Raw genomic sequence first — 22445 nt, 5'->3', positions numbered from 1 at the left:
GCCCTGAGCCTGGCACAGCAGCCGCCCACTGGGCGGTTTTTTTGTTGCCTGACGCCGTGCAGTCAGGGTTTTCGCGAAGATGTGCATAATTGTTACCTTGACCATGAATCGACTCGCCTCCATCCTGCCCTCCGCCCAAGTGCTCGTGAGCGTTGACGCCACCAGCAAGAAGCGTGCTTTTGAAGAAGCGGGTCTCCTGTTCGAGAGCCAGCACGGCCTGTCGCGCGCGCTGATCACCGACAGCCTGTTCGCGCGCGAACGCCTGGGCTCCACGGGCCTCGGTCACGGCGTGGCCATTCCGCATGGCCGCATCAAGGGGCTCAAGGCCCCCATGGCCGCGGTCTTCCAGCTGCTGCACCCCATCGGTTTCGATGCGCCGGACGAGCAACCCGTGGGCCTGCTGATCTTTCTGCTCGTGCCCGAAGCGGCCACGCAGAAACACCTGGAAATCCTGTCCGAGATCGCCGAGCTGCTGAGCGATTCAGCTCTGCGCGAAAAGCTCAAGTCCTGTACCGACGCGGCCGAGCTGCACGGCATGATCGCGGGCTGGCAGTCCACCCAGGCCGCCTGAGCCGGCTGGCGCTGACCCTTCTACCGCCAGCACTCCGTGAAGCCCAATGTCGTCAGCGCCGACGTCCTCTTCGAGGAATTCCGCGCCGCCCTGAAATGGGAATGGGTCGCGGGCCTGGGCGCCTCCGAGCGCCGCTTCGACGAAGTGGCGGTGCGCTCGGCGCGCTCCGGCGCCGACCTCGTCGGCTACCTGAACTACATCCACCCCTACCGCGTGCAAATCCTGGGCGAGCGCGAGATCGCCTACCTGAGCAGTGCATCGCCCGACGACTGCAAGCGACGCATTGCCCGCATCGTGACCCTGGAGCCGCCGGTGCTGGTGCTGGCCGACAACCAGACCGCACCCGATGCCCTGGTGTCGATGTGCGAGCGCGCGCAGATCCCGATGTTCTCCACGCACGAGTCGTCGGCGTTTGTCATCGACGTGCTGCGCGCCTACCTGTCCAAGCACTTTGCCGACCGCACCACGATGCACGGCGTGTTCATGGACATCCTGGGCCTGGGCGTGCTGATCACCGGCGAATCGGGCCTGGGCAAGAGCGAGCTGGGCCTGGAGCTCATCTCGCGCGGCAATGGTCTCGTGGCCGACGATGCGGTGGATTTCTACCGCATCAACCAGACCACCATCGAAGGCAAGTGCCCCGAACTCCTGCAGAACCTGCTCGAGGTGCGCGGCATCGGCCTCCTGGACATCCGCGCCATCTTTGGCGAGACGGCGGTGCGCCGCAAGATGCGCCTGAAGCTCATCGTGCACCTGGTGCGCAAGGAAACGCTGGAGCGCGACTACGAACGCCTGCCCTACGAGCCGCTCACCCAGGACGTGCTGGGCGTGCCCGTGCTCAAGGTGGTGATCCAGGTGGTGGCCGGCCGCAACATCGCCGTGCTGGTCGAAGCCGCCGTGCGCAACACCATCCTGCAGCTGCGTGGCATCGACACCTACCAGGAATTCGTCGAACGCCACCGCCGCGCGATGGAACGCGACACGGGTGGATAGGTCCGACTGCTATTGATTTGGTAGCTGCTTGCGCTGGATGGATAAGCGGTAGCGCCTGTTTTGGCTCAATGGGGCCTGCCAGAGTGCCTTTGCCCACCGAACCTTCGCCGGGATTCGCGGACCCTGGGTGCGCCCTCACGCCAAGGCAAAGGGCCAAAGAACTTCACACCCCCGAACGCACCCATCGGCACGGCCCACCAGAGTAGAGCCCCCCAGACCGCAAAAACTGGCGCTCCCCCAACGCCAGTGCACCCGTGGAACCGGCTCCGCCGGGCCACCGGGCGCGTACCCTGGAGGGGAAGGCGCCGAAGGCGAATCAGGGGGAGTTACTTGCTAGCGCAAGCAGCGCATTGGCCGTACAAGGCCATGGTGTGGTCATGCACCACCCAGCCCTTGGACTTGGCCACGGCCTGCTGGCGCTTTTCGATCTCGGCGTCGTAGAACTCTTCCACCTTGCCGCACGAGGTGCACACGAAGTGGTCGTGGTGCTGGCCTTCGTTGAGCTCGTACACCGCCTTGCCGCTCTCGAAGTTGCTGCGGATCAGGATGCTGGCCTGTTCGAACTGGGTGAGCACGCGGTATACGGTGGCCAGGCCGATGTCGGAGCGCTCTTCCAGCAGCACGCGGAACACGTCTTCGGCCGTCATGTGGCGCTGCGCGCCCTTCTGGAAGATTTCCAGGATCTTCAGGCGGGGCAGCGTGGCCTTGAGTCCCGTGCTTTTGAGTTCGTCGATGTTGGTCATGGCATGGTCTTTCGGGATGCCGGCCTGGGCTCCGGGGTCCGGGGGGCCAGCCGCTACAATGGGGCGATCATATCCTCAGCCCTTTTATCCATGCCCGTCAAAGCCACTTGCAGCGCCCGCCTGGGCCTGGTTCTTTTGATCGGTGCCGGCGTGGCCACCCTGGCCGGGTGCGGTAGCTTCAATGGCGCCAGCACACGCATCGCCAACATCGTCACCCCGTACAAGATCGACGTCGTCCAGGGCAATTTCGTCTCGCGCGAGCAGGTCGAAGCCCTGCAGCCCGGCATGAGCCGCCAGCAGGTCCGCGAGATTCTGGGCACGCCGTTGCTCACCAGCCTGTTCCACGCGGACCGCTGGGAGTACGTGTTCACGCTCAAACGCCCTGGCGAAGAGGCGCAGACCCGCAAGCTGACCGTGTTCTTCAAGGGCGATGCGCTCGATCGCTCCGAGGGCGACACCATGCCCACCGAGACCGAGTTCGTTGCCACGCTGGGCTCCAAGGGGTCCAAGGGCAAGGTGCCGGTGCTGGAGGCCACGCCCGAGCAACTTGCGCGCTTTCCTGCATCGGCGCGGCCCACCACGCCACCCACCGCGGCGCCGCTGGAGCCCGCCTCCATCAGCTACCCGCCGCTTGAAGCGCCCGCGCGCTGAACCGGCCCCCTGCAGCGCGCGGCCAGGCCCCGCTGCACCAACGATTAGGACTCTCATGACAGGGACATCAACCCCCGCTGCCACCGCTCCGTGCCGCGTGGCCGTGGCTGGCGCTTCCGGCCGCATGGGCCGCATGCTCATCGAAGCCATCCGTGCCACGGACGACCTGGTCCTCGCCGGTGCGCTCGATGTGCCGGCCAGCCCCGGCATCGGCTCGGACGCCACGGCCTTCCTGGGCCATGCCAGCGGCGTGGCCATCACCGCCGACATCGCCGCGGGCCTCAAGAATGCCGATGTGCTGATCGACTTCACCCGCCCCGAGGGCACGCTGGCCCACCTGGCCGTGTGCAGCCGCCTGGGCGTGAAGGCCGTGATCGGCACCACGGGCTTCTCGGACGAGCAAAAGGCCGAGATCGCGGCCCACGCGCAGAACACCGCCATTGTCATGGCCCCCAACATGAGCGTGGGCGTGAACGTCACGTTCAAGCTGCTGCAGATGGCTGCCAAGGCCATGGCCACTGGGTACGACATCGAGATCATCGAAGCCCACCACCGCCACAAGGTGGACGCGCCCTCGGGCACCGCGCTCAAGATGGGCGAAGTGATCGCCGAGGCATTGGGCCGCGACCTCAAGGACTGCGCCGTATACGCCCGCGAGGGCGTGACCGGCGAGCGCGACCCGTCGAGCATCGGCTTTGCGGCCATCCGCGGCGGCGACATCGTGGGCGACCACACGGTGCTGTTCGCGGGCATCGGCGAGCGCATCGAGATCTCGCACAAATCTTCCAACCGTGCCGGCTATGCCCAGGGCAGCCTGCGCGCGGTGCGCTTCCTGGCAGAGCGCAAGACCGGCATGTTCGACATGTTCGACGTGCTCGATTTGCACTGAACCATGGACGCGCTGCACTGGTGGCGCCAGGGCGATGCGGTAACGCAGAGCACGGCCCTGCTGCTTCTGGCCATGTCGGTGGCCAGCTGGGTCGTCATCGTCTGGAAGCTGCGCCTGATGCGCCGCGCGGGCAGTGACGTGGCGCGCAGCACCGCCGCCTTCTGGCAGGCGCCCTCGCTGGACCTGGCATCCCAGCGCTTGCAGGCATTTGATCGGGAAGCGCTTGTCCTTCCGCTGGTGGCTGCTGCAAATTCCGTAGCAGGCTCGACGGCTGCACCCGGCAGTCTTGCCACGCAGGGCAGCCTCTCCACGCAGCTCACCCGCGTGCTGCGCGATGCGTTGCACGGCGTGCTGGGGCGCCTGCAGTTCGGTCAGGTAATGCTGGCCACCGTCGGCTCCACGGCGCCGTTTGTCGGTCTGCTGGGCACGGTGTGGGGTATCTACCATGCGCTCACCGCCATGGCGGGCGCTGGGCAGATCACCATCGACCGCGTGGCTGGCCCGGTGGGCGAGGCCCTGATCATGACCGCCGCCGGCCTGGCCGTGGCGATCCCGGCCGTGCTCGCGTACAACGTGTTCGGGCGCCTCATTGGCCGCATCGAGGCGGACCTGGAAGGCTTTGCGCGCGACCTGCGCGAGCTGCTGACCGAACAGGCTGCAGCGCGGGCCCCCAGCGCCGCCTGAACGCACACGGGGGCACCACCATGGCTTTCGGACGGCTCGAACGCACCACGGGCCCAGAGCCCATCAGCGACATCAACATGACGCCGCTGGTGGACGTGATGCTGGTGCTGGTGGTCATCTTCATCCTGACAGCACCCCTGCTGGCCAGCTCCATCCGGCTGGACCTGCCGCGCACCGACGGCGCCACCCCGGGCTCCGCGCCCGAATCCGTCACGCTGGTGGTGGACGCCAGGGGCCAGGCCTATCTGGACGACCAGCCCCTGGGCCAGGCCGCGCTGGCCGAGCGCCTGCGCCGCATTGGCGCCGAGCGCCCCGACACCGAGGTGCAACTGCGCGCCGATGCCGCCGTGCCCTACGGCCGCGTGGTGGAGGTCATGGGCGCGGCGCACCTGGCCGGGCTGCAGCGCATCGGTTTCGTGGCCGAACCCACGCCCTCTTCGGCGCCATCCGCCCCATCCGCCACCGGCCCGGCGGGGGCTGCGCGACCACCCCGGGCCCCCTGAAACCGCGGGCGGCGGGCAGGGCAGGCTGGTGCCGCCGCTGCCGCGCCGCTGTGACCGGCGCATGACCGCCTAAAATCCGCCCAGCGCAGCACCGCACGCGGCTGCACCCCCCTCTCACCCCGAGCCCCCATGCAAGACAAATATTCGCCCCAAGACGTCGAACGCTCCGCACACGACCACTGGACCGCCACTGACGCCTACCGCGTGACGGAAGACTCCAGCAAGAAGAAGTTCTACGCCTGCTCGATGCTGCCCTACCCCAGCGGCAAGCTGCACATGGGCCATGTGCGCAACTACACCATCAACGACATGCTCACGCGCTATCTGCGCATGAACGGCCACAACGTGCTCATGCCCATGGGCTGGGACGCCTTCGGCCTGCCGGCTGAGAACGCAGCGCTCAAGAACGGTGTGCCGCCTGCCAAGTGGACGTACGAGAACATCGCGTACATGAAGCAGCAGATGCAGGCCATGGGCCTGGCCATCGACTGGAGCCGCGAAGTCGCCACCTGCGACCCCGAGTATTACCAATGGAACCAGTGGCTGTTCCTGAAGATGCTGGACAAGGGCATTGCCTACCGCAAGACCCAGGTCGTGAACTGGGACCCGGTGGACCAGACCGTGCTGGCCAACGAGCAGGTCATTGATGGCAAGGGCTGGCGCACCGGCGCCACGGTCGAAAAGCGCGAGATCCCCGGCTACTACCTCAAGATTACCGACTACGCCGACGAACTGCTGGACTTCGTGGCCGGCGACAAGCTGCCCGGCTGGCCCGAGCGCGTGAAGCTCATGCAGGAGAACTGGATCGGCAAGAGCGAAGGCGTGCGCTTTGCGTTCACGCACGGCATTCGCGGTGACGACGGCGCGCTCATCGGCGACGGCAAGATGTATGTGTTCACCACGCGCGCCGACACCATCATGGGCGTGACCTTCTGCGCCGTGGCGCCCGAGCACCCGCTGGCCGCGCACGCCGCCAAGAGCAATCCCGCGCTCGCGGCCTTCATCGAGGAATGCAAGAACGGCGGCACCACCGAGGCCGAGCTCGCCACGCAGGAGAAGAAGGGCCTGCGCACCGGCCTGTTCGTCACCCACCCGCTGACCGAAGAGCAGGTCGAGGTCTGGGTCGGCAACTACGTGCTGATGAGCTACGGCGACGGCGCCGTGATGGGCGTGCCCGCGCACGACGAGCGCGACTTCGCCTTTGCGCTCAAGTACGGCATTGAGATCAAGCAGGTCGTGCTGGTCGACGGCGAGAGCTTCAATTACCACCAGTGGCAAGACTGGTACGGCGACAAGCAGCGCGGCGTCACCATCAATTCCGACAGCTTCAGCGGCCTGTCCTTCAAGGACGCCGTGAACGCCGTGGCGCATGCGCTGGAGCAAAAGGGCCTGGGCGAGAAGAAGACCACCTGGCGCCTGCGCGACTGGGGTGTCTCGCGCCAGCGCTACTGGGGCACTCCGATCCCGATCATCCACTGCGAAGAGCATGGCGCCGTGCCCGTGCCCGAAAAAGACCTGCCCGTGGTGCTGCCGCAGGACTGCATCCCCGACGGCTCCGGCAACCCGCTGCACAAGCACGAGGGCTTTCACGCTGGCGTGACCTGCCCCGTGTGCGGCAAGGCCGCGCGCCGCGAGACCGACACCATGGACACCTTCGTGGACAGCTCGTGGTACTTCATGCGGTACTGCGACCCCAAGAAGAGCGATGCCATGGTGGGCGAAGGCACGGCCTACTGGATGCACGACCAGAAGGCCGCCACCGGCGGTGCCGGCATGGACCAGTACATCGGCGGCATCGAGCACGCCATCCTGCACCTGCTGTACGCGCGCTTCTGGACCAAGGTCATGCGCGACCTGGGCCTAGTGACGGTGGACGAGCCCTTTGCGCACCTGCTCACTCAGGGCATGGTGCTCAACCACATCTACTACTGGCGCGACGAAAAGGGCGGCAAGAACTACTTCCCGCCCGAAGCCGTCACGCAGGTGCTCGATGCCCAGGGCCGCATCGTGGGCGGCCGCCTGACCGAGGCCGAGGGCCAGTACCCGCAGGGCCTGCAGCTGGAGTACGGCGGAGTCGGCAAGATGGGCAAGACCGAGCGCAACGGCGTTGACCCGCAGGACCTGATCGCCAAGTACGGCGCCGACACGGCCCGCCTGTACACCATGTTCACCGCCCCGCCCGAGGCCACGCTGGAGTGGAACGACGCCGCCGTGGAAGGCAGTTACCGCTTCCTGCGCCGCGTTTGGAACTTCGGTGTCAAGCTGTCTGCTATGGATATGGGAGCGGCCACCGCAAGCGTGGCAAGCGCCAGCAGCCTGAATGACGTGGAGTTCGGCAAGGAGGCCAAGGCCCTGCGCCGCGAGATCCACACCGTGCTCAAGCAGGTGGACTACGACTACCAGCGCATGCAGTACAACACCGTGGTCTCTGGCGCGATGAAGATGATCAATGCGCTGGAAGACTTCAAGGCCACCGATACCGCAGGCGCCCAGGTCGCGCTGATCGAAGGCTTCGGCATCCTGCTGCGCGTGCTGTATCCCGCCACCCCCCACATCGCGCACAGCCTGTGGAGCAGCCTGGGCTATGCCAATCACCTGGGCGACCTGCTCGACGCGGCCTGGCCAGCGGTCGATGCCGGCGCGTTGGTGCAGGACGAGATCGAGCTCATGCTGCAGGTGAACGGCAAGCTGCGCGGCTCCATCCACGTGCCCGCCCAGGCCGACAAGGCCGAGATCGAGCGCGTGGCACTGGCCAGCGAAGCGTTCACCGCGCACGCGGCGGGCGCCCATCCGAAGCGCGTGATCATCGTGCCGGGCCGCCTGGTGAACGTGGTGGTGTGATGTTCCGGTGCACTCCCAGGGCATTGCGGGCCATGCGGCCCCGTCCCGGGGAGCACCCCTGTCTTCCTGGGTCCTGGATGGCGCGCGGCGCCGTGGAAAACTGAAATGCAAAGACGACGTACGCTGCTGACCTTCGCCCCTGCCGCTCTGTTGGCGGGCTGCGGCTTTCGCCTGCGGGGCGTGCCGGAGTTCGGTTTCGAGACGCTCTACATCGTCGCGCCCGCGACCTCGCCGCTGGCGCGTGAGCTGGCGCGCACGCTGGAAGGCTCGGGTGGCAAGCTGCGGGTACTGCGCGACGCGACCGGCCTGACGACGGCCCAGGCCATCATGGACCTGGTGCAGGAGCAGCAGGAGCGTGTGGTGGTGGGCCTCAACGCCTCGGGCCAGGTGCGCGAGCTGCAACTGCGCCTGCGCGTGAAGTTCCGCCTGCGCACCCCCGCCGGCACCGAGCTGATCCCCGAGACCGAGATCCTGCAGCAGCGCGACATCAGCTACAACGAAACCATCGCCTTGGCCAAGGAAGCGGAAGAGGCGCTGCTGTACCGCAACATGCGCACCGACATCGTGCAGCAGCTGCTGCGGCGCCTGGCGGTCGTCAGGCTGTGATCGATTTCTGAACGGCAGTGTGCTGCTGCGCGCTACCGGGATGGACGCTGCAATTCGCCGCCGCCCGTAGATACTGACGCGCCCCAGGGCGAGGGCGGCCGCGCAAGGGCCGCCCCGCTGCGCCGGGCTGGACGGCCCGAAGAGCTGCCGCTTCTGGCGGCCAGCACCGAGGCGCGCAGCGCCTCAGGGGGACCGCCTCATCAACGTGCTTTTCCCGAACAGCGACTCCACCAGGTCCACCGCCAGCAGCGCCGTGCGGTTGCGCACATCGAGCGCCGGGTTCACCTCCACGATGTCCAGCGAAGCCAGGCGCCCGCTGTCGGCGATCATCTCCATGCACAGCTGGGCCTCGCGGTAGGTCGGGCCGCCGGGCACCAGGGTGCCCACGCCGGGCGCGATTTCAGGGTCCAGAAAGTCCACGTCGAAGCTCACGTGCAGGTGGGTGTTCTCGTCCACACCGGCCAGAGCCTGCTGCATGGTGGCGCGCATGCCCATCTCGTCGATGTAGCGCATGTCGAAGACCTCCAGGCCCTGCTCGTGCACAAAGCGCTTCTCGCCCGCATCCACGCTGCGGATGCCGATCTGGCGGATCTGGCCGGGCGTGAGGGCAGGGCGCCCGCCGGGCATGCCCGCCAGCTGCGTGAGTTCTGCCGGGCCAAAGCCGCACAGGCAGGCCACCGGCATGCCGTGCACATTGCCGCTGGGGGTCAGCGCGCTGGTGTTGAAGTCGGCATGCGCGTCGAGCCACAGCACGCGCAGGGTCTTGCCCACGTCGAGGCAGTGGCGCGCCACCGCGCTGATGCTGCCCAGGCCCAGGCAGTGGTCGCCGCCCATCAGGATGGGCAGGTGGCCCTGCTGCAGTTCGGCGTACACGGCATCGAACACATGCTGGTTCCACGCCACCACCTCGGCCAGGTGCCGGTAGCCTGCGTCGGGCGGCTGCCAGGGGTTGGCGGGGCCGTTGAGGTTGCCCCGGTCGACCACGGTCAGGCCATGGCTCTCCAGCGCAGGCTGCAGGCCGGCCACCCGCAGGGCTTCAGGCCCCATGGAGGCGCCGCGTGCGCCGGCGCCGACGTCGGTGGGGGCGCCGATGAGGCTGATGGCGGGCGCCGTGGGGTGGGGCGAGGGGGTCATGAACAAAGCCTTTGTGGGGAGCTGAAGGGGTCTGGGCATCCGGTGTCGGGGTGCGCCGTGGTGGCGGGATTGTCTGCGCAGCGCGCGCCAATGAAAAGCCGGACAGCTGCACCATCCAGCGCGTGCGCTGTGCAATCTGCGGGCTGGCGCTGGCGATCTGCGCAGTGCGTGCCCGCTGGCCGGGCGTCCGAGGCCCCGGTCACGGCCCGTCCAGAGGCCGTGACTGGATCCAAGGCGATAAACTTTGCCGCATGCAACTCGCCCTGGCCCAACTCTCCACCCACCTCCAAAAGGGCCTGTCGCCGCTGTATGTGCTGCACGGCGACGAACCCCTGCTGCAGCAGGAGGCGGCGGACGCCATCCGTGCCACGGCGCGCGCGCAGGGCTACACGGAGCGCAGCAGCTACACGGTGGCGGGCGCCCACTTCGACTGGAGCGCCGTGCTGGCGGCGGGCGGGTCCCTCAGCCTGTTCGCCGACAAGCAGATCGTGGAGATCCGCATCCCCTCGGGCAAGCCCGGCAAGGACGGCAGCGTGGCGCTGCAGCAGGTGGCCGAATCCTCCCGGGGCAATGACAGTACGCTCACCCTGGTGATGCTGCCGCGCCTGGACAAGGCCACGAAGACCGGCGCGTGGTTTGCCGCGCTGGAAGCCAACGGCATGTCGATCCAGATCGACACCATCGAGCGCGGCATGCTGCCGCAGTGGATCGCCCAGCGCCTGGCCACCCAGGGCCAGCGCGTGGTGGCCGGCGAGGAGGGCCAGCGCACGCTGCAGTTCTTTGCCGACCGCGTGGAGGGCAACCTGCTGGCCGCGCACCAGGAGATCAGCAAGCTGGCGCTGCTGCACCCGGCGGGAGAATTGACGCAGGCGCAGGTCGAGGCGGCAGTGCTCAACGTGGCGCGCTACGACGTGTTCAAGCTGTCCGAATCCGTGCTGTCGGGCCAGACTGCCCGCGTGCAGCGCATGCTCGACGGCCTGCAGGCCGAGGGCGAGGCCGAAGTGCTGGTGCACTGGGCATTGGCCGAGGACATCCGCGCCTTGAAGCGCGTGAAGGACGCGATGAACGCCGGCCGCCCCCTGCCCATGGCCCTGCGCGAGAACCGCATCTGGGGAGCCAAGGAAAAGCTGTATGAGCGCATCCTGCCCAAGGCCAGCGACGCCGCCCTGGCACGCCTGCTGCAGTCGGCCCACACGGTGGACGGCATCGTCAAGGGCCTGAAGGTGCCCGACTGGCCGCAGAACGGCTGGCAGGCGCTGCAGCGGCTGGCGTTTCAGGTGTGCCGGCTGACGCAGGCGGCGCGGTGACCGGCGCTGCACCTGGTTTCAGATAAAAATAGCCGCTACCGCTTGTCCATCAAGCGCTGGCAGCTATCAAAATAGTAGTAATGTTCAGGCGGGGTCCAGCACGCCACGCGCCTTGTCCGCCCACATCTCCAGGTTGGCGACGAGATCCTTCTGGCTGAACGAGCAGCTTTCTTCCGAGAACAGCGCGCTGGATTCCAGCCGGTCGAGCAGGCCGTGCAGCACCTCGGTGTAGCGCGGGGGCAGGGCGGCCAGCAGGTCGGTCTGGGCGCGGGCGGTGGTGCTCAGGGCGGACGCCGACAGCGCGCCTTGGCTGAAGGCTTCCAGGGCGTCGTGGACAGGTTGGAGCAGGTGGGCGCGGGTCATGGGCGGCGGTGGATGCATGGGATGGCGGCGGGGTGGCAAGGGTAACAGGCGCTCGGTGGGCCGCACAGAGGGTATCTGCGGCAAAATCGCCGGATGAACGCCCTCAACGTCGCTGAATACACGCACACCCTCGGCCTGCAGGCCAAAACGGCCTCGGCGCTGATGGCCAAAGCGCCGGCAGCTATCAAAAACAAAGCGCTCAAGGCCCTGGCCCGGCTGCTGCGCGAGAACGTGGATGCGCTGCAGGTCGACAACGCCCGGGACCTGGACCGTGCCCGCTCCGCCGGCTTGGCAGAGCCCATGGTGGACCGCCTCAAACTCAGCCCCAAGGTGCTGGAGACCTGTGCCGAAGGCTGCGAGCAGCTGGCCGCCATGCCCGACATCATTGGCGAGATCCTGGGCATGAAGCAGCAGCCCAGCGGCATCCGCGTGGGGCAGATGCGTGTGCCGATCGGCGTGTTCGGCATGATCTACGAGAGCCGGCCCAACGTGACCATCGAGGCCGCGTCGCTGTCCATCAAGAGCGGCAATGCCTGCATCCTGCGCGGCGGCTCCGAAGCCATCGATTCCAGCAAGGCGCTGGCCAGGCTGGTACAGCAGGCGCTGGCCGAGGCCGGCCTGCCGCAGGACGCGGTGCAGCTGGTGCAGACCACCGACCGCGAGGCCGTGGGCCAGCTCATCGCCATGCCGCAGTTCGTGGACGTGATCATTCCGCGCGGCGGCAAGGGCCTGATCGAGCGCATCAGCCGCGATGCCAAGGTGCCCGTCATCAAGCACTTGGACGGCAACTGCCACACCTATGTGGACGACCCCTGCGACGTCGCCATGGCGGTGAAGGTGGCCGACAACGCCAAGACGAACAAGTACAGCCCCTGCAACGCGAGCGAAGGCCTGCTGGTGGCGCGCGGTGTGGCGGCCGACTTCCTGCCCAAGATCGGCGCCGTGTATGCCGCCAAAGGCGTGGAGATGCGCGGTTGCCCCGAGTCGCTGGCCATCTTGAAGAGCGTGGCCGGCGCCCAACTGGCCCAGGCCACGGAGCAGGACTGGAGCGAGGAATACCTCGCACCTATCATCAGCGTGAAGATCGTGGCGGGCGTGGATGAAGCCATCGCCCACATCAACCACTATTCGAGCCACCACACCGACGCCATCCTGACCACCAACCACGTGCATGCCCAGCGCTTTCTGCGCGAGGTGGACTCGGCCAGCGTGATGGTGAATGCGAGTACACGCTTTGCCGACGGCTTCGAGTATGGGCTGGGCGCCGAGATCGGCATCAGCACCGACAAATTCCACGCCCGCGGCCCGGTAGGGCTGGAAGGGCTGACCTCGCTCAAGTATGTGGTGCTGGGTGATGGCGAAGTCCGGGCTTGATTTGCTCTTGTTTTGATAGCTGATGGCGCTTGCTGATCAAGCGGTAGCCATCAAAAACACATGAAAATCATCATCCTCGGAGCCGGCCGCGTGGGCCAGAGCGTGGCGGACAGCCTGGTGTCCGAGCGCAATGACATCACCGTCATCGACACCGATGCCGAGCGCCTGCGCGACTTGGAGTCGCGCTACGACCTGCGCGGTGTGGTGGGCAGCGGCATCGAGCCCAACGTGCTGGCCGAGGCCGGCGCGCACGACACCGACCTCTTGATCGCCTGCGCCGCGCAGGACGAGACCAACCTGGTGTGCTGCAAGATCGCTCAGCTGATGTTCAACATCCCCAAGCGCATCGCACGCGTGCGCTCCACGGGCTTTGAAGGCGAGGAGCGCCTGGTGGGGCCCGAGGGCTTTGCGGTGGATCGCATCATCTGCCCCGAGGAATCGCTCACCCGCTACATCGCCAAGCTCATCGACTACCCCGAGGCCATGCAGGTGCGTGAATTCGCCGGCGGCCGCGCCTGCCTGGTGTCGGTGCGCGCACGCGTGGGTGCGCCCATGGTGGGCCACACCATCGGCGACCTGCGCGAGAAGGCGCCCGAGCTGGCCATGCGCATGGTGGCCATCTACCGGCGCTTTCCCGACGAGCCCGACCGCTTCATCGCCTGCGATGGCCGCACTCGCATCGAGCCCGGCGACGAGGTCTTCGTGCTGGCCGCGCAGGAGCGCATTGCCGATGTGCTGGGTGCCCTGCACCGCCCGCACGCCCAGCCCTCCAAGCCCGTGCGCCGCATCATGATCGCCGGCGGCGGGCGCGTGGGCCTGCGCCTGGCCCGGCAGCTGGCGCAGGCGCCGGGGCGCTACAACATCAAGATCATCGAGGACCACGCGGAGCGCTGCGTGGAGCTGGCGTCGTCCCTGCCCACCGACGTGCTGGTGCTGCAGGGCGACACCACCGACGAGGATCTGCTGGGCGACGAGGGCATCGAAGAGGTGGACCTGTTCCTCGCGCTCACCGACGACGACGAGGACAACATCATGTCCTGCCTGCTGGCCAAGCGCATGGGCGCCAGCCGGGTGCTGGCGCTCATCAACCGCCGCAGCTACGCCGACCTGATGCACGGCACGCAGATCGACATTGCGCTGTCGCCCGCGCAGGCCATGCTGGGCGAGCTGCTGGCCTATGTGCGCCAGGGCGACGTGCAGGCGGTGCACAGCCTGCGCCGGGGCGTGGCCGAGGCGCTGGAGATCGTGGCGCGCGGCGACCGCAAGAGCTCGCGCGTGGTGGGTCGCAAGGTCAGCGATCTGCAACTGCCGCGCGACGTGCACATGGGCCTGATCGTGCGCGGCCTGCCCGACGCCCACGGCGCTGCCGAAGGGGCGCCGCAGGACCTGCGAGAGCCCGAAGTCATCATCCCGCGCAGCTCCACCGTGATCGAGAGCAACGACCACGTGGTCTTCTTCCTGCCGCACAAGCGGCTGGTGCGCGACGTGGAAAAGCTGTTCCGCGTGAGCGCGACGTTCTTTTGATGCACCCCCCTGAGTCGCTTCGCGCCTTTCCCCCGCTCTCGCAGCGCTGCGCACTGCGGGCAGGGGGATGCCGCCAGCGCACGGAGGTGAAGCGCCGGCTGTGCAGCGCGGCGGCCCTTGCGCGGCGGCCATCGCCTGGGCTGCGCCAGTATCGGCAGCTGCATGCGATGTTGGCGGCCATGGGCCCAGGGCGCCGGCCATGACGGACATGTTTCCCGTCCTGCGTGTGCTGGGCATCTTGGTCATGATCTTCTCGCTGTCGATGGGGGTGCCGCTGGCCGTGTCGCTGTGGACGCGCGACGGGGTCTGGCACGTGTACCCTGTGGCCATGGCCGCCACCATGGCGGTGGGCGCGTGGCTGTGGTGGCGGCTGCGGCTGTTCAGGCAGGAGCTGCAGCCGCGCCACGGCGTGATGCTGGTGTCGCTGGTGTGGGCGCTTTTGCCGCTTTCGGCCACGCTGCCGCTGATGCTGGCGGGGCATCACACCGGGCACCCGCTGTCCTTCACGCATGCCTATTTTGAGGCGGTATCGGGGCTGACCACCACGGGCTCCACAGTGCTCACCGGGCTGGATGCGCTGCCGGTGTCGGTGAACGTGTGGCGCACCTTTTTGCAGTGGATGGGCGGCATGGGCATCCTGATCCTGGCGGTGGCCGTGCTGCCGCTGCTGGGCGTGGGCGGCAGCCAGCTGTTCAAGGCGGAGGCGGCGGGGCCGCTGAAAGACACCAAGCTTACGCCACGCATGACCGGCACGGCCAAGGGGCTGTGGGGCGTGTATGCGCTGTTTTCGGCGTTGTGTGGCCTGGCCTACTGGGCGGCGGGCATGGCGCCGCTGGATGCGCTGATGCACATGTTCACGACCGTGAGCCTGGGGGGGCTGTCCTCGCACGACCTGAGCTTTGGCTACTTCCAGTCGCCGCTGCTGGAGGCGATCTGCATCTTCTTCATGCTGGTGGCCAGCTGCAATTTTGCGCTGTACTTCGTGGCGTTTCGCAAGGGCCACTGGGGCGGTTTCTGGCGCGACCCGGAGCTGCGTGCCACGCTGTTTGCACTGATCGGCGGTGGGCTGGTGGTGGCGCTGCTGCTGTGGGCCAAAGGCGTGTATGCGCCGCTGGAGGCATTGCGCCACGGCATGTTCAACTTGGTGTCGCTCGCCACCACCACTGGCTATGCCACGGTGGACTATCTCGCCTGGCCGGTGTTTGCGCCCGTGTTCATGCTGCTGCTGTCGGGCGTGGCCACCAGCGCGGGCTCGACGGGTGGGGGCATCAAGATGGTCCGCATGCTCATTTTGGTCAAGCAGGCGCGCCGCGAGATGAACCGCCTGGTCCACCCGCGCGCGGTGCAGCCAGTGCGGCTGGGCAGCGGCGTGGTGGACAACCGGGTCATTTTCTCGGTGCTGGCCTTCATGCTCGTGTATGGCGGCACTGTCTTTGGCCTGTCGATGGTGATGCTGCTGACCGACCTGGATCCGGTGACCGCGTTCTCGGTGGTGCTGGCCAGCGTGAATTGCGCGGGGCCGGGGCTGGGCAGTGTCGGCCCCGCGTCCAACTACGCGGTGTTGACCGATTTTCAGATCTGGGTGTGCACACTGGCCATGCTGCTGGGGCGGCTGGAGATTCTGAGTTTCATGGCCCTGCTCACGCCGGCCTTTTGGCGCCGCTGATTCCATTTCTCGATCCACCGTGTCGTCGTTGCTTCGCCTTGTCGTGCTACAGCACTGCCTGCGGCTTCGCGCCTGGACACGAGCGAATTGGAAATGGAAGGCCCCGGTTTGTGCCGGGGCGCCTTGCGAAACCGGAAGGCGGCCCCAAATCCCTACAATTCGTCCGCAATTTGCTTCCCGAGGGCATCTATGGTTCCGCATCTCATCACGGCCCTCACGGGGCCGATCAACGAACTCGAACAGCGCGTTCTCGACTCGATGCCCGCCATCGAACGCTGGTTCCGGCTGGAATGGATGGAGCACACGCCGCCGTTCTACACCTCGGTGGACATCCGCAATGCGGGTTTCAAGCTGGCGCCCGTGGACACCAACCTGTACCCCGGCGGCTGGAACAACCTGACCAAGGAGATGCTGCCCCTGGCCGTGCAGGCCGCCATGGCTGCCATCGAGAAGATCTGCCCCGAGGCGCGCAACCTCCTGATCATTCCCGAGAACCACACGCGCAACACCTTCTACCTGGCCAACGTGGTGCAGCTGCAGCGCATCTTCAACATGGCGGGCCTGAACGTGCGCGTGGGCTCCATCAGCCCCGAGATCAAGAAGCCCACGCTGATCGAGCTGCCCAACGGCGACACCGTGACGCTGGAGCCCGTGGTGCGCACCAAGCGCCGTCTGGGCCTCAAGGACTTCGACCCCTGCACCATCCTGCTGAACAATGATCTCTCCGCCGGCCCGCCCGGCATTCTGGAAGACATCCACGAGCAGTACCTGCTGCCCCCGCTGCACGCGGGCTGGAGCGTGCGCCGCAAGAGCACCCACTTCAAGAACTATGAAGAGGTGGCCAAGCGCTTCGGCAAGATGCTGGGAATCGACCCCTGGCTCGTGAACCCCATGTACAGCCAGTGCGACGGCGTGGACTTTGCCGAGGACAAAGGCATGGACAAGCTGCAGACCACGGTGGATGCGCTGCTGACCAAGGTGCGCCGCAAGTACAAGGAATACGGCATCAACGAAAAGCCCTTCGTCATCGTCAAGGCCAACAACGGCACCTACGGCATGGGCATCATGACCGTGCGCGATGCCAAGGAGCTGGACGCGGTCAACCGCAAGACCAGGAACAAGATGGCGGTCATCAAGGACGGCCAGCCGGTCAGCGACCTCATCATCCAGGAAGGCGTGCTGACGCAGGAGCGGGTGCACGAGGCCGTGGCCGAACCCGTGGTCTACATGATGGACCGCTATGTGGTCGGCGGCTTCTACCGCATGCATGCCGAGCGCGGCGTGGACGAGAACCTGAACGCCCCGGGAGCGAGCTTTGTGCCACTGGCCTTCGAGCACAGCACCCACATGCCCCAGCCCGGCGTGCGCCCCGGTGTGAGCGCGCCCAATCGTTTCTACATGTACGGCGTGGTGGCGCGCCTGGCCATGCTGGCCGCCAGCTACGAACTGGAGGCCACCAACCCCGACGCCGAGGTCTACGACTGAGGTGAATGGCCCCCCTGAGGCGCTGCGCGCCTTCCCCACGGGGGACGCACCCCGTGGCCTGGCAAAGCCAATTCCACGGGTGCACTGGCCTTGGCCGCGCCAGTTTTATGCACCTGGGTGGCGCGCGCAACGCAATGGATCGCTGTGACGGAGTTGCGCGCAATAACTCCACACCGTTCACACCGTTCGGGCTGAGCCTGTCGAAGGCTTGCGTGGCGCTGCCGTTGCGGCCATGCCATGTCTGCGGTGCGCTGCCAAGCCGTGAATCACCGACGAGTTGCTGCGCTGCAACATAGTGCAAGCCCTCCAGACGCGGCGGGGGGCACAGGCGCACAATAGCGTTCCCAAAAGTAACGGAACCCCGCCAGATCCGGCGCGGGGCTGGTCAGTGCAAAGCTCCAAATCATCGCTCGCAGCGCTCACGCTGGGCGCCATCGGTGTTGTGTATGGCGATATCGGCACGAGCGTGCTGTATGCCATGAAGGAGGTGTTCGGGTCGGGCCACGTGCCGTTCACCCAGGCCAACATCTACGGCATCCTCTCCATCTTCTTCTGGACGCTCACGGTCATCGTGTCGCTCAAGTACGTGGTGCTGGTGCTGCGGGCCGACAACCACGGTGAAGGCGGGCTCATCGCCATGCTCGCCCTGGCCTCTCAGGCCGTGAAGGACAAGCCCCGGCTGCGCGCGCTGCTGCTGGGCGTGGGCATTTTCGGCACGTCGCTGTTCTATGGCGACGGGGTCATCACGCCCGCCATCTCGGTGCTGTCCGCGGTGGAGGGGCTGGAGGTGGTGTCCCCCCACTTCAAGCAGTATGTGATCCCCCTCACCCTGGTCGTGCTGTTCTGCCTCTTCGTCGTGCAAAAGCGCGGCACGGGCGGCATCGGCAAGTTCTTCGGGCCCATCACGCTGATCTGGTTCATCAGCATCGCGGCCCTGGGCGTCTCGCACATCGTCGGGCACCCCGAGATCCTGTGGGCGCTGAGCCCGCACCATGCGCTGGGCTTCATGTGGGCCAACCCGGGTACCAGCTTCATCATCCTGGGTGCGGTGGTGCTGTGCGTGACCGGCGCCGAGGCGCTGTACGCCGACCTGGGGCACTTCGGCAAGCGGCCCATCCGCCTGGCGTGGTTCGGCGTGGCGATGCCGGCGCTCACGCTCAACTACTTCGGCCAGGGCGCGCTGCTGCTGGCCGAGCCCGAGGCCGTCAAGAACCCGTTCTACATGATGGCGCCTGACTGGGCCCTGATCCCGCTGGTCGTCATGGCCACCATGGCCACGGTGATCGCGTCGCAGGCGCTCATCACCGGCGCTTTCAGCGTGACCAAGCAGGCCATCCAGCTCGGCTACCTGCCGCGCCTGAACATCCAGCACACCAGCGTGCGCGACACGGGCCAGATCTACATGCCGTTGGTCAACTGGGGACTGTTTGTGGCCATCGTGCTGGCAGTGGTGATGTTCCGCTCGTCCAGCAACCTGGCCGCCGCCTACGGCATCGCCGTGACGCTGGACATGCTGATCACCACCATCCTGACCTTCTTCGTGATCCGCTACGGCTGGGGCTACCCGCTCGCGCTGTGCATCGCCGCCACGGGCTGCTTCTTCGTGGTGGACCTGGCCTTCTTTGCCTCCAACCTGCTCAAGCTCTTTCAGGGTGGCTGGTTCCCGCTCATGATCGGCGGCATCGTGTTCTCCTTCATGATGACCTGGAAGGAAGGGCGCCGACTGCTCAACGACAAGCTGCGCGCGGATGCCATCGACCTCAAGGACTTCCTGGAGTCCGTGTTCATCAGCCCGCCCACGCGGGTGGAAGGCACGGCTGTGTTCCTGACCGCAGAGACCGGCGCGGTGCCCAATGCGCTGCTGCACAACCTCAAGCACAACAAGGTGCTGCACCAGCAGAACCTGTTCGTCACCGTGCACAACCACGAGACGCCCTGGATCGGGCTGGACAAGCGCCTGCAGGTCGAGTCGCTGGGCCACGACTGCTGGCAGGTGGTGATCCACTACGGCTTCAAGAACGACCCCGATGTGCCGCGCGCGCTGGAGCTGCTGCGGGGCCGTGGCTGTGAACTCGAACCCATGACGACGAGCTATTTCCTCTCCCGCGATACCGTCATCCCCACCATCGGCAGCGGCATGGCCCCCTGGCGCGAGAAGCTTTTTGCCCAGATGCACCACAACGCCAGCGGCGCGGCGGATTTCCTGCACCTGCCAAACAACGCGGTGGTTGAGCTGGGCTCCAAGATCGAAATCTGATTGCGGCGAGTCGGGATACCGTCTGGATTTGTGAGTTTTGGCCTCCAGCGCTTTCCCCGTAAGCGCTGGTAGCTATATAAAGCATAGCAATCGTGGTGCTCAGATCTGGGTGCCAGAATTCATGCCATGCAATTCTTCAAAGACCTGAGCCTGTCGGCGTTCACTGCGGGCTTCGTGGCGGTGTTGGTGGGCTTCACGAGCTCCGTCGCCATCGTGTTCCAGGCCGCACAGGCCTTCGGTGCCACGCCGGCGCAGATCACCTCCTGGATGTGGGCTCTGGGCCTGGGCATGGGGCTGTGCTCGCTGGTGCCGTCGTTGCTGCTGCGCAAACCCGTGATGATTGCCTGGTCCACGCCGGGTGCTGCGGTGCTGGCCACTGCGGGCCTGGCGGGCGGCTTCAGCATGGGCGAGGCGGTGGGTGCGTTCATGGTCAGCGCTGCATTGGTCGCGCTGGCGGGGATGACCGGGTGGTTCGAGCGCGTCATGAACCGCATTCCCATGGAGATCGCTGCCGCGCTGCTGGCCGGTGTGTTGGCGCGGTTCGGGCTGCAGGCGTTTGCGGCGGCGCAGACGGCGTTGCCGCTGGTACTGACCATGCTGGTCGTCTACCTCTTTGCCCGCAAGTTTGCGGCGCGCTACGCGGTGGTCATAACACTGGCGGTCGCCGTCGTCTTTGCGGCCCTGCAGGGGCAGATGGCTTGGTCTGCCGTGCACCTGGAACTCGCGATGCCGGTGTTCACAGCGCCTGAGTTCAGCCTCGCGGCCGCCATCAGCCTGGCGTTGCCGCTGTTCGTGGTCACGATGGCCTCGCAGAACCTGCCGGGCGTGGCGGTGATTCGTGCCTCGGGCTACGACCTGCCGATCTCCCGCCTCATCACGCTCACGGGGCTGGCGACGCTGGTCCTGGCGCCGTTCGGCGCATTTGCGCTGAACTTCAGTGCCATTACCGCCGCCATGTGCATGGGCCCCGAGGCGCACGAGGACCGCCGGCGCCGCTATACGGCGGCTGTCTCTTGCGGCGCGCTCTACGTCGCTATCGGCCTGTTCGGCGCGGTGATCACCGGTCTGCTCACGGCGTTTCCCAAAGAACTCGTGATCGCCATCGCCGGCCTGGCCCTGCTTGGCACCATCGGCAATGGCCTGGCCGTGGCCATCCGGGACGAGCAGCACCGCGAGGCGGCATTGATCACCTTTCTGGTCACGCTGAGCGGCGTGGTAATAGCCGGCGTCGGATCTGCCTTTTGGGGTGTGGTCGCGGGCAGCTTTGCGCTATTTGTGCAACAGTACAGGCGCGCACCGGCCCGAGGGGTTTGATGCCCCCGCCCAGCGGCAGCGGAAGCGGCACCGTCTCGGTTTCGGGACGCGCCGGATTGGCTTTCCCTACATATATATATAGATACACACGGCATGGCCTGCACGGGCCGCGCACCCCTCCAGCGTTTTCTGATATCCCGACACCATGACCCTGCTCTTCATTGCCGATCCCCTGGACAGCTTCAAGATCTATAAGGACACCACCTTCGCCATGATGCGCGAGGCCCAGGGCCGGGGTCATGCGTTGGCCGTGTGTGAGCCGCAGCACATCTCCTGGCAGCGCGGCAGCAAGGTTGTGGCCCAGGTCACCGACATCCGCCTGACGGGAGATGCCATCGACTGGTACGAGGCGCAGCCCCAGCGCACAGCGGCGCTGGTGGAGTTCGACGCGGTGCTGATGCGCAAGGACCCACCCTTCGATAGCGAGTACTTCTACGCCACCCACCTGCTGGAGCAGGCAGAGCGCGACGGCGCCCGGGTGTTCAACAAGCCGCGGGCTTTGCGCGACCACCCTGAGAAACTGGCCATCATGGAGTTTCCGCAGTTCATCGGGCCGACACTGGTCACGCGCAACCCTGCGGACATCCGCGCGTTCCATGCAGAACACCGCGACATCATCCTCAAGCCACTGGACGGCATGGGCGGCATGGGCATCTTCCGCGTGGGGCCGGACGGCCTGAACCTAGGCAGCATCACCGAAACGCTGAACCGCAACGGCACGCAAAGCGTGATGGTGCAGAAGTTTCTGCCAGAGATCATCGACGGCGATAAGCGCGTGTTGGTCATCGGCGGCAAGCCCGTGCCCTACTGCCTGGCGCGCATCCCCCAAGGTACGGAAGTGCGCGGCAATCTGGCCGCTGGCGGCAAAGGTGTTGCCCGCCCCCTGTCCGCGCGTGATCAGGAAATCGGCGAGGCACTGGGGCCCATCCTGCATGAACGTGGGTTGCTGCTGGCAGGCGTGGACGTGATAGGAGACTGCGTGACTGAGATCAATGTCACCAGTCCCACCTGCTTCCAGGAGATTTTCGACCAGACAGGATGCGATGTCGCTGCGCTCTTCATTGATGCGCTGGAAGCGGCCATGGCTGCACATGGCAAGTAAGAAAGCGAGATTTCTTCTCAACCCTTGCGCAATGCTTCGAAACGGTGCTATAGTCGAGGGCTTCGCTACTGAGACAGTTGCTGCAGATTGCAGGAGTTGTCGAGGTCTGGGTGGTGGTTGGGGCGAATGCTCTGGTTGCTGGTTGGATCTGAAGGTTGCGGGGAAAAAAGTTTGGTTTTGAGTTGATTGCGGTGTAAAAACCGGTATATAATTCAAGGCTTCGCTGATCGGAGGTTGTGTCGAGAGATGCAGAATTTGATCGGTGATGAAAACAAAAAAAGTTTTCAAAAGTTTGACAGTTCTTCAAAAACTGTGCTAGAATTCAAGGCTCAGCTGATCGCAGCTAAGTCGGGAAAGCAAAGAAAGACTCTGGTCTGATTTGTGATCCGGTTCATTAAAAACATACAGCCGATAAGCGTGGGCGTTTGATGGCGAGTG

Annotated in this window: 19 protein-coding genes; 16 read left to right on the top strand and 3 right to left on the bottom strand. The window is 66.2% G+C overall.

The features are described from left to right. Nucleotides 1–103: 103 nt before the first annotated feature. Both KW835_RS09810 and hprK read left to right on the top strand, forming a co-directional pair. Nucleotides 104–571 carry a PTS sugar transporter subunit IIA gene (locus KW835_RS09810; RefSeq protein ID WP_056166771.1) on the top strand — a complete coding sequence of 156 codons (468 nt, stop codon included), beginning with the start codon at nt 104–106 and terminating at the stop codon, nt 569–571. A gap of 36 nt (nt 572–607) precedes the next feature. After that, entirely contained in the window at nt 608–1564 is a 957-nt protein-coding gene (gene hprK, locus KW835_RS09805) for an HPr(Ser) kinase/phosphatase (protein ID WP_218382192.1), read from the top strand. Nucleotides 1565–1890: 326 nt separating this feature from the next. Here the strand turns inward: hprK and fur are convergent, their stop codons facing one another. Beyond that, nucleotides 1891–2307, bottom strand: a complete 417-nt coding sequence (gene fur, locus KW835_RS09800) for a ferric iron uptake transcriptional regulator (RefSeq protein WP_218382191.1) — start codon at nt 2305–2307, stop codon at nt 1891–1893. Nucleotides 2308–2397: 90 nt separating this feature from the next. On the opposite strand from fur, the gene KW835_RS09795 reads away from it, so the two are divergent. The 6 genes from KW835_RS09795 (at nt 2398) to lptE (ending at nt 8481) form a co-directional block, all read left to right on the top strand. After that, entirely contained in the window at nt 2398–2958 is a 561-nt protein-coding gene (locus KW835_RS09795; RefSeq protein ID WP_218382190.1) for an outer membrane protein assembly factor BamE, read from the top strand. Nucleotides 2959–3013: 55 nt separating this feature from the next. Continuing rightward, a complete protein-coding gene (gene dapB, locus KW835_RS09790) occupies nt 3014–3847 on the top strand; it encodes a 4-hydroxy-tetrahydrodipicolinate reductase (protein WP_218382189.1) in 834 nt (277 codons plus the stop codon). Nucleotides 3848–3850: 3 nt separating this feature from the next. Continuing rightward, nucleotides 3851–4531 carry a MotA/TolQ/ExbB proton channel family protein gene (locus KW835_RS09785; RefSeq protein WP_218382188.1) on the top strand — a complete coding sequence of 227 codons (681 nt, stop codon included), beginning with the start codon at nt 3851–3853 and terminating at the stop codon, nt 4529–4531. Between the two features lie 20 nt (nt 4532–4551). Next, nucleotides 4552–5034 (top strand): biopolymer transporter ExbD, encoded by a 483-nt coding sequence (locus tag KW835_RS09780; RefSeq protein ID WP_218382187.1) that lies wholly within the window; start codon nt 4552–4554, stop codon nt 5032–5034. A 129-nt stretch (nt 5035–5163) separates the two neighbouring features. Further along, nucleotides 5164–7875, top strand: a complete 2712-nt coding sequence (leuS, locus tag KW835_RS09775; protein ID WP_218382186.1) for a leucine--tRNA ligase — start codon at nt 5164–5166, stop codon at nt 7873–7875. A gap of 105 nt (nt 7876–7980) precedes the next feature. After that, nucleotides 7981–8481 carry an LPS assembly lipoprotein LptE gene (gene lptE, locus KW835_RS09770; protein ID WP_218382185.1) on the top strand — a complete coding sequence of 167 codons (501 nt, stop codon included), beginning with the start codon at nt 7981–7983 and terminating at the stop codon, nt 8479–8481. A gap of 183 nt (nt 8482–8664) precedes the next feature. Here lptE and rocF read toward each other — a convergent pair whose 3' ends face one another. Beyond that, complete coding sequence (rocF, locus tag KW835_RS09765; RefSeq protein ID WP_218382184.1) at nt 8665–9615, bottom strand: arginase; 951 nt, start codon at nt 9613–9615, stop codon at nt 8665–8667. Nucleotides 9616–9866: 251 nt separating this feature from the next. On the opposite strand from rocF, the gene holA reads away from it, so the two are divergent. Continuing rightward, entirely contained in the window at nt 9867–10922 is a 1056-nt protein-coding gene (gene holA / locus KW835_RS09760; RefSeq protein ID WP_218382183.1) for a DNA polymerase III subunit delta, read from the top strand. An 84-nt stretch (nt 10923–11006) separates the two neighbouring features. Here the strand turns inward: holA and KW835_RS09755 are convergent, their stop codons facing one another. Continuing rightward, on the bottom strand, nt 11007–11285 hold the full coding sequence (locus KW835_RS09755) for a hypothetical protein (protein WP_218382181.1): 279 nt from the start codon (nt 11283–11285) through the stop codon (nt 11007–11009). A gap of 93 nt (nt 11286–11378) precedes the next feature. Here KW835_RS09755 and KW835_RS09750 point away from each other — a divergent pair, with 93 nt between their 5' ends. The 7 genes from KW835_RS09750 (at nt 11379) to gshB (ending at nt 22007) form a co-directional block, all read left to right on the top strand. Further along, entirely contained in the window at nt 11379–12659 is a 1281-nt protein-coding gene (locus tag KW835_RS09750; protein WP_218382179.1) for a glutamate-5-semialdehyde dehydrogenase, read from the top strand. A 60-nt stretch (nt 12660–12719) separates the two neighbouring features. Further along, complete coding sequence (gene trkA, locus KW835_RS09745) at nt 12720–14183, top strand: Trk system potassium transporter TrkA (protein ID WP_218382178.1); 1464 nt, start codon at nt 12720–12722, stop codon at nt 14181–14183. Between the two features lie 199 nt (nt 14184–14382). After that, nucleotides 14383–15849, top strand: a complete 1467-nt coding sequence (locus KW835_RS09740; RefSeq protein WP_218382177.1) for a TrkH family potassium uptake protein — start codon at nt 14383–14385, stop codon at nt 15847–15849. A 189-nt stretch (nt 15850–16038) separates the two neighbouring features. Then, on the top strand, nt 16039–17334 hold the full coding sequence (gene gshA, locus KW835_RS09735) for a glutamate--cysteine ligase (RefSeq protein WP_218382176.1): 1296 nt from the start codon (nt 16039–16041) through the stop codon (nt 17332–17334). Between the two features lie 388 nt (nt 17335–17722). Next, on the top strand, nt 17723–19591 hold the full coding sequence (locus KW835_RS09730; protein ID WP_218382175.1) for a potassium transporter Kup: 1869 nt from the start codon (nt 17723–17725) through the stop codon (nt 19589–19591). A gap of 126 nt (nt 19592–19717) precedes the next feature. Then, complete coding sequence (locus tag KW835_RS09725) at nt 19718–20905, top strand: benzoate/H(+) symporter BenE family transporter (RefSeq protein ID WP_218382174.1); 1188 nt, start codon at nt 19718–19720, stop codon at nt 20903–20905. A 145-nt stretch (nt 20906–21050) separates the two neighbouring features. Further along, nucleotides 21051–22007: a glutathione synthase gene (gene gshB, locus KW835_RS09720; RefSeq protein ID WP_218382169.1), complete on the top strand. Its 957-nt coding sequence runs from the start codon at nt 21051–21053 to the stop codon at nt 22005–22007. Nucleotides 22008–22445 lie beyond the last annotated feature (438 nt).

It is taken from the genome of Acidovorax sp. sic0104 (genome assembly GCF_019219095.1).
In the GTDB taxonomy this organism is placed as follows: domain Bacteria; phylum Pseudomonadota; class Gammaproteobacteria; order Burkholderiales; family Burkholderiaceae_C; genus Acidovorax.
This window is presented reverse-complemented; position numbering and strand designations above follow the sequence as displayed.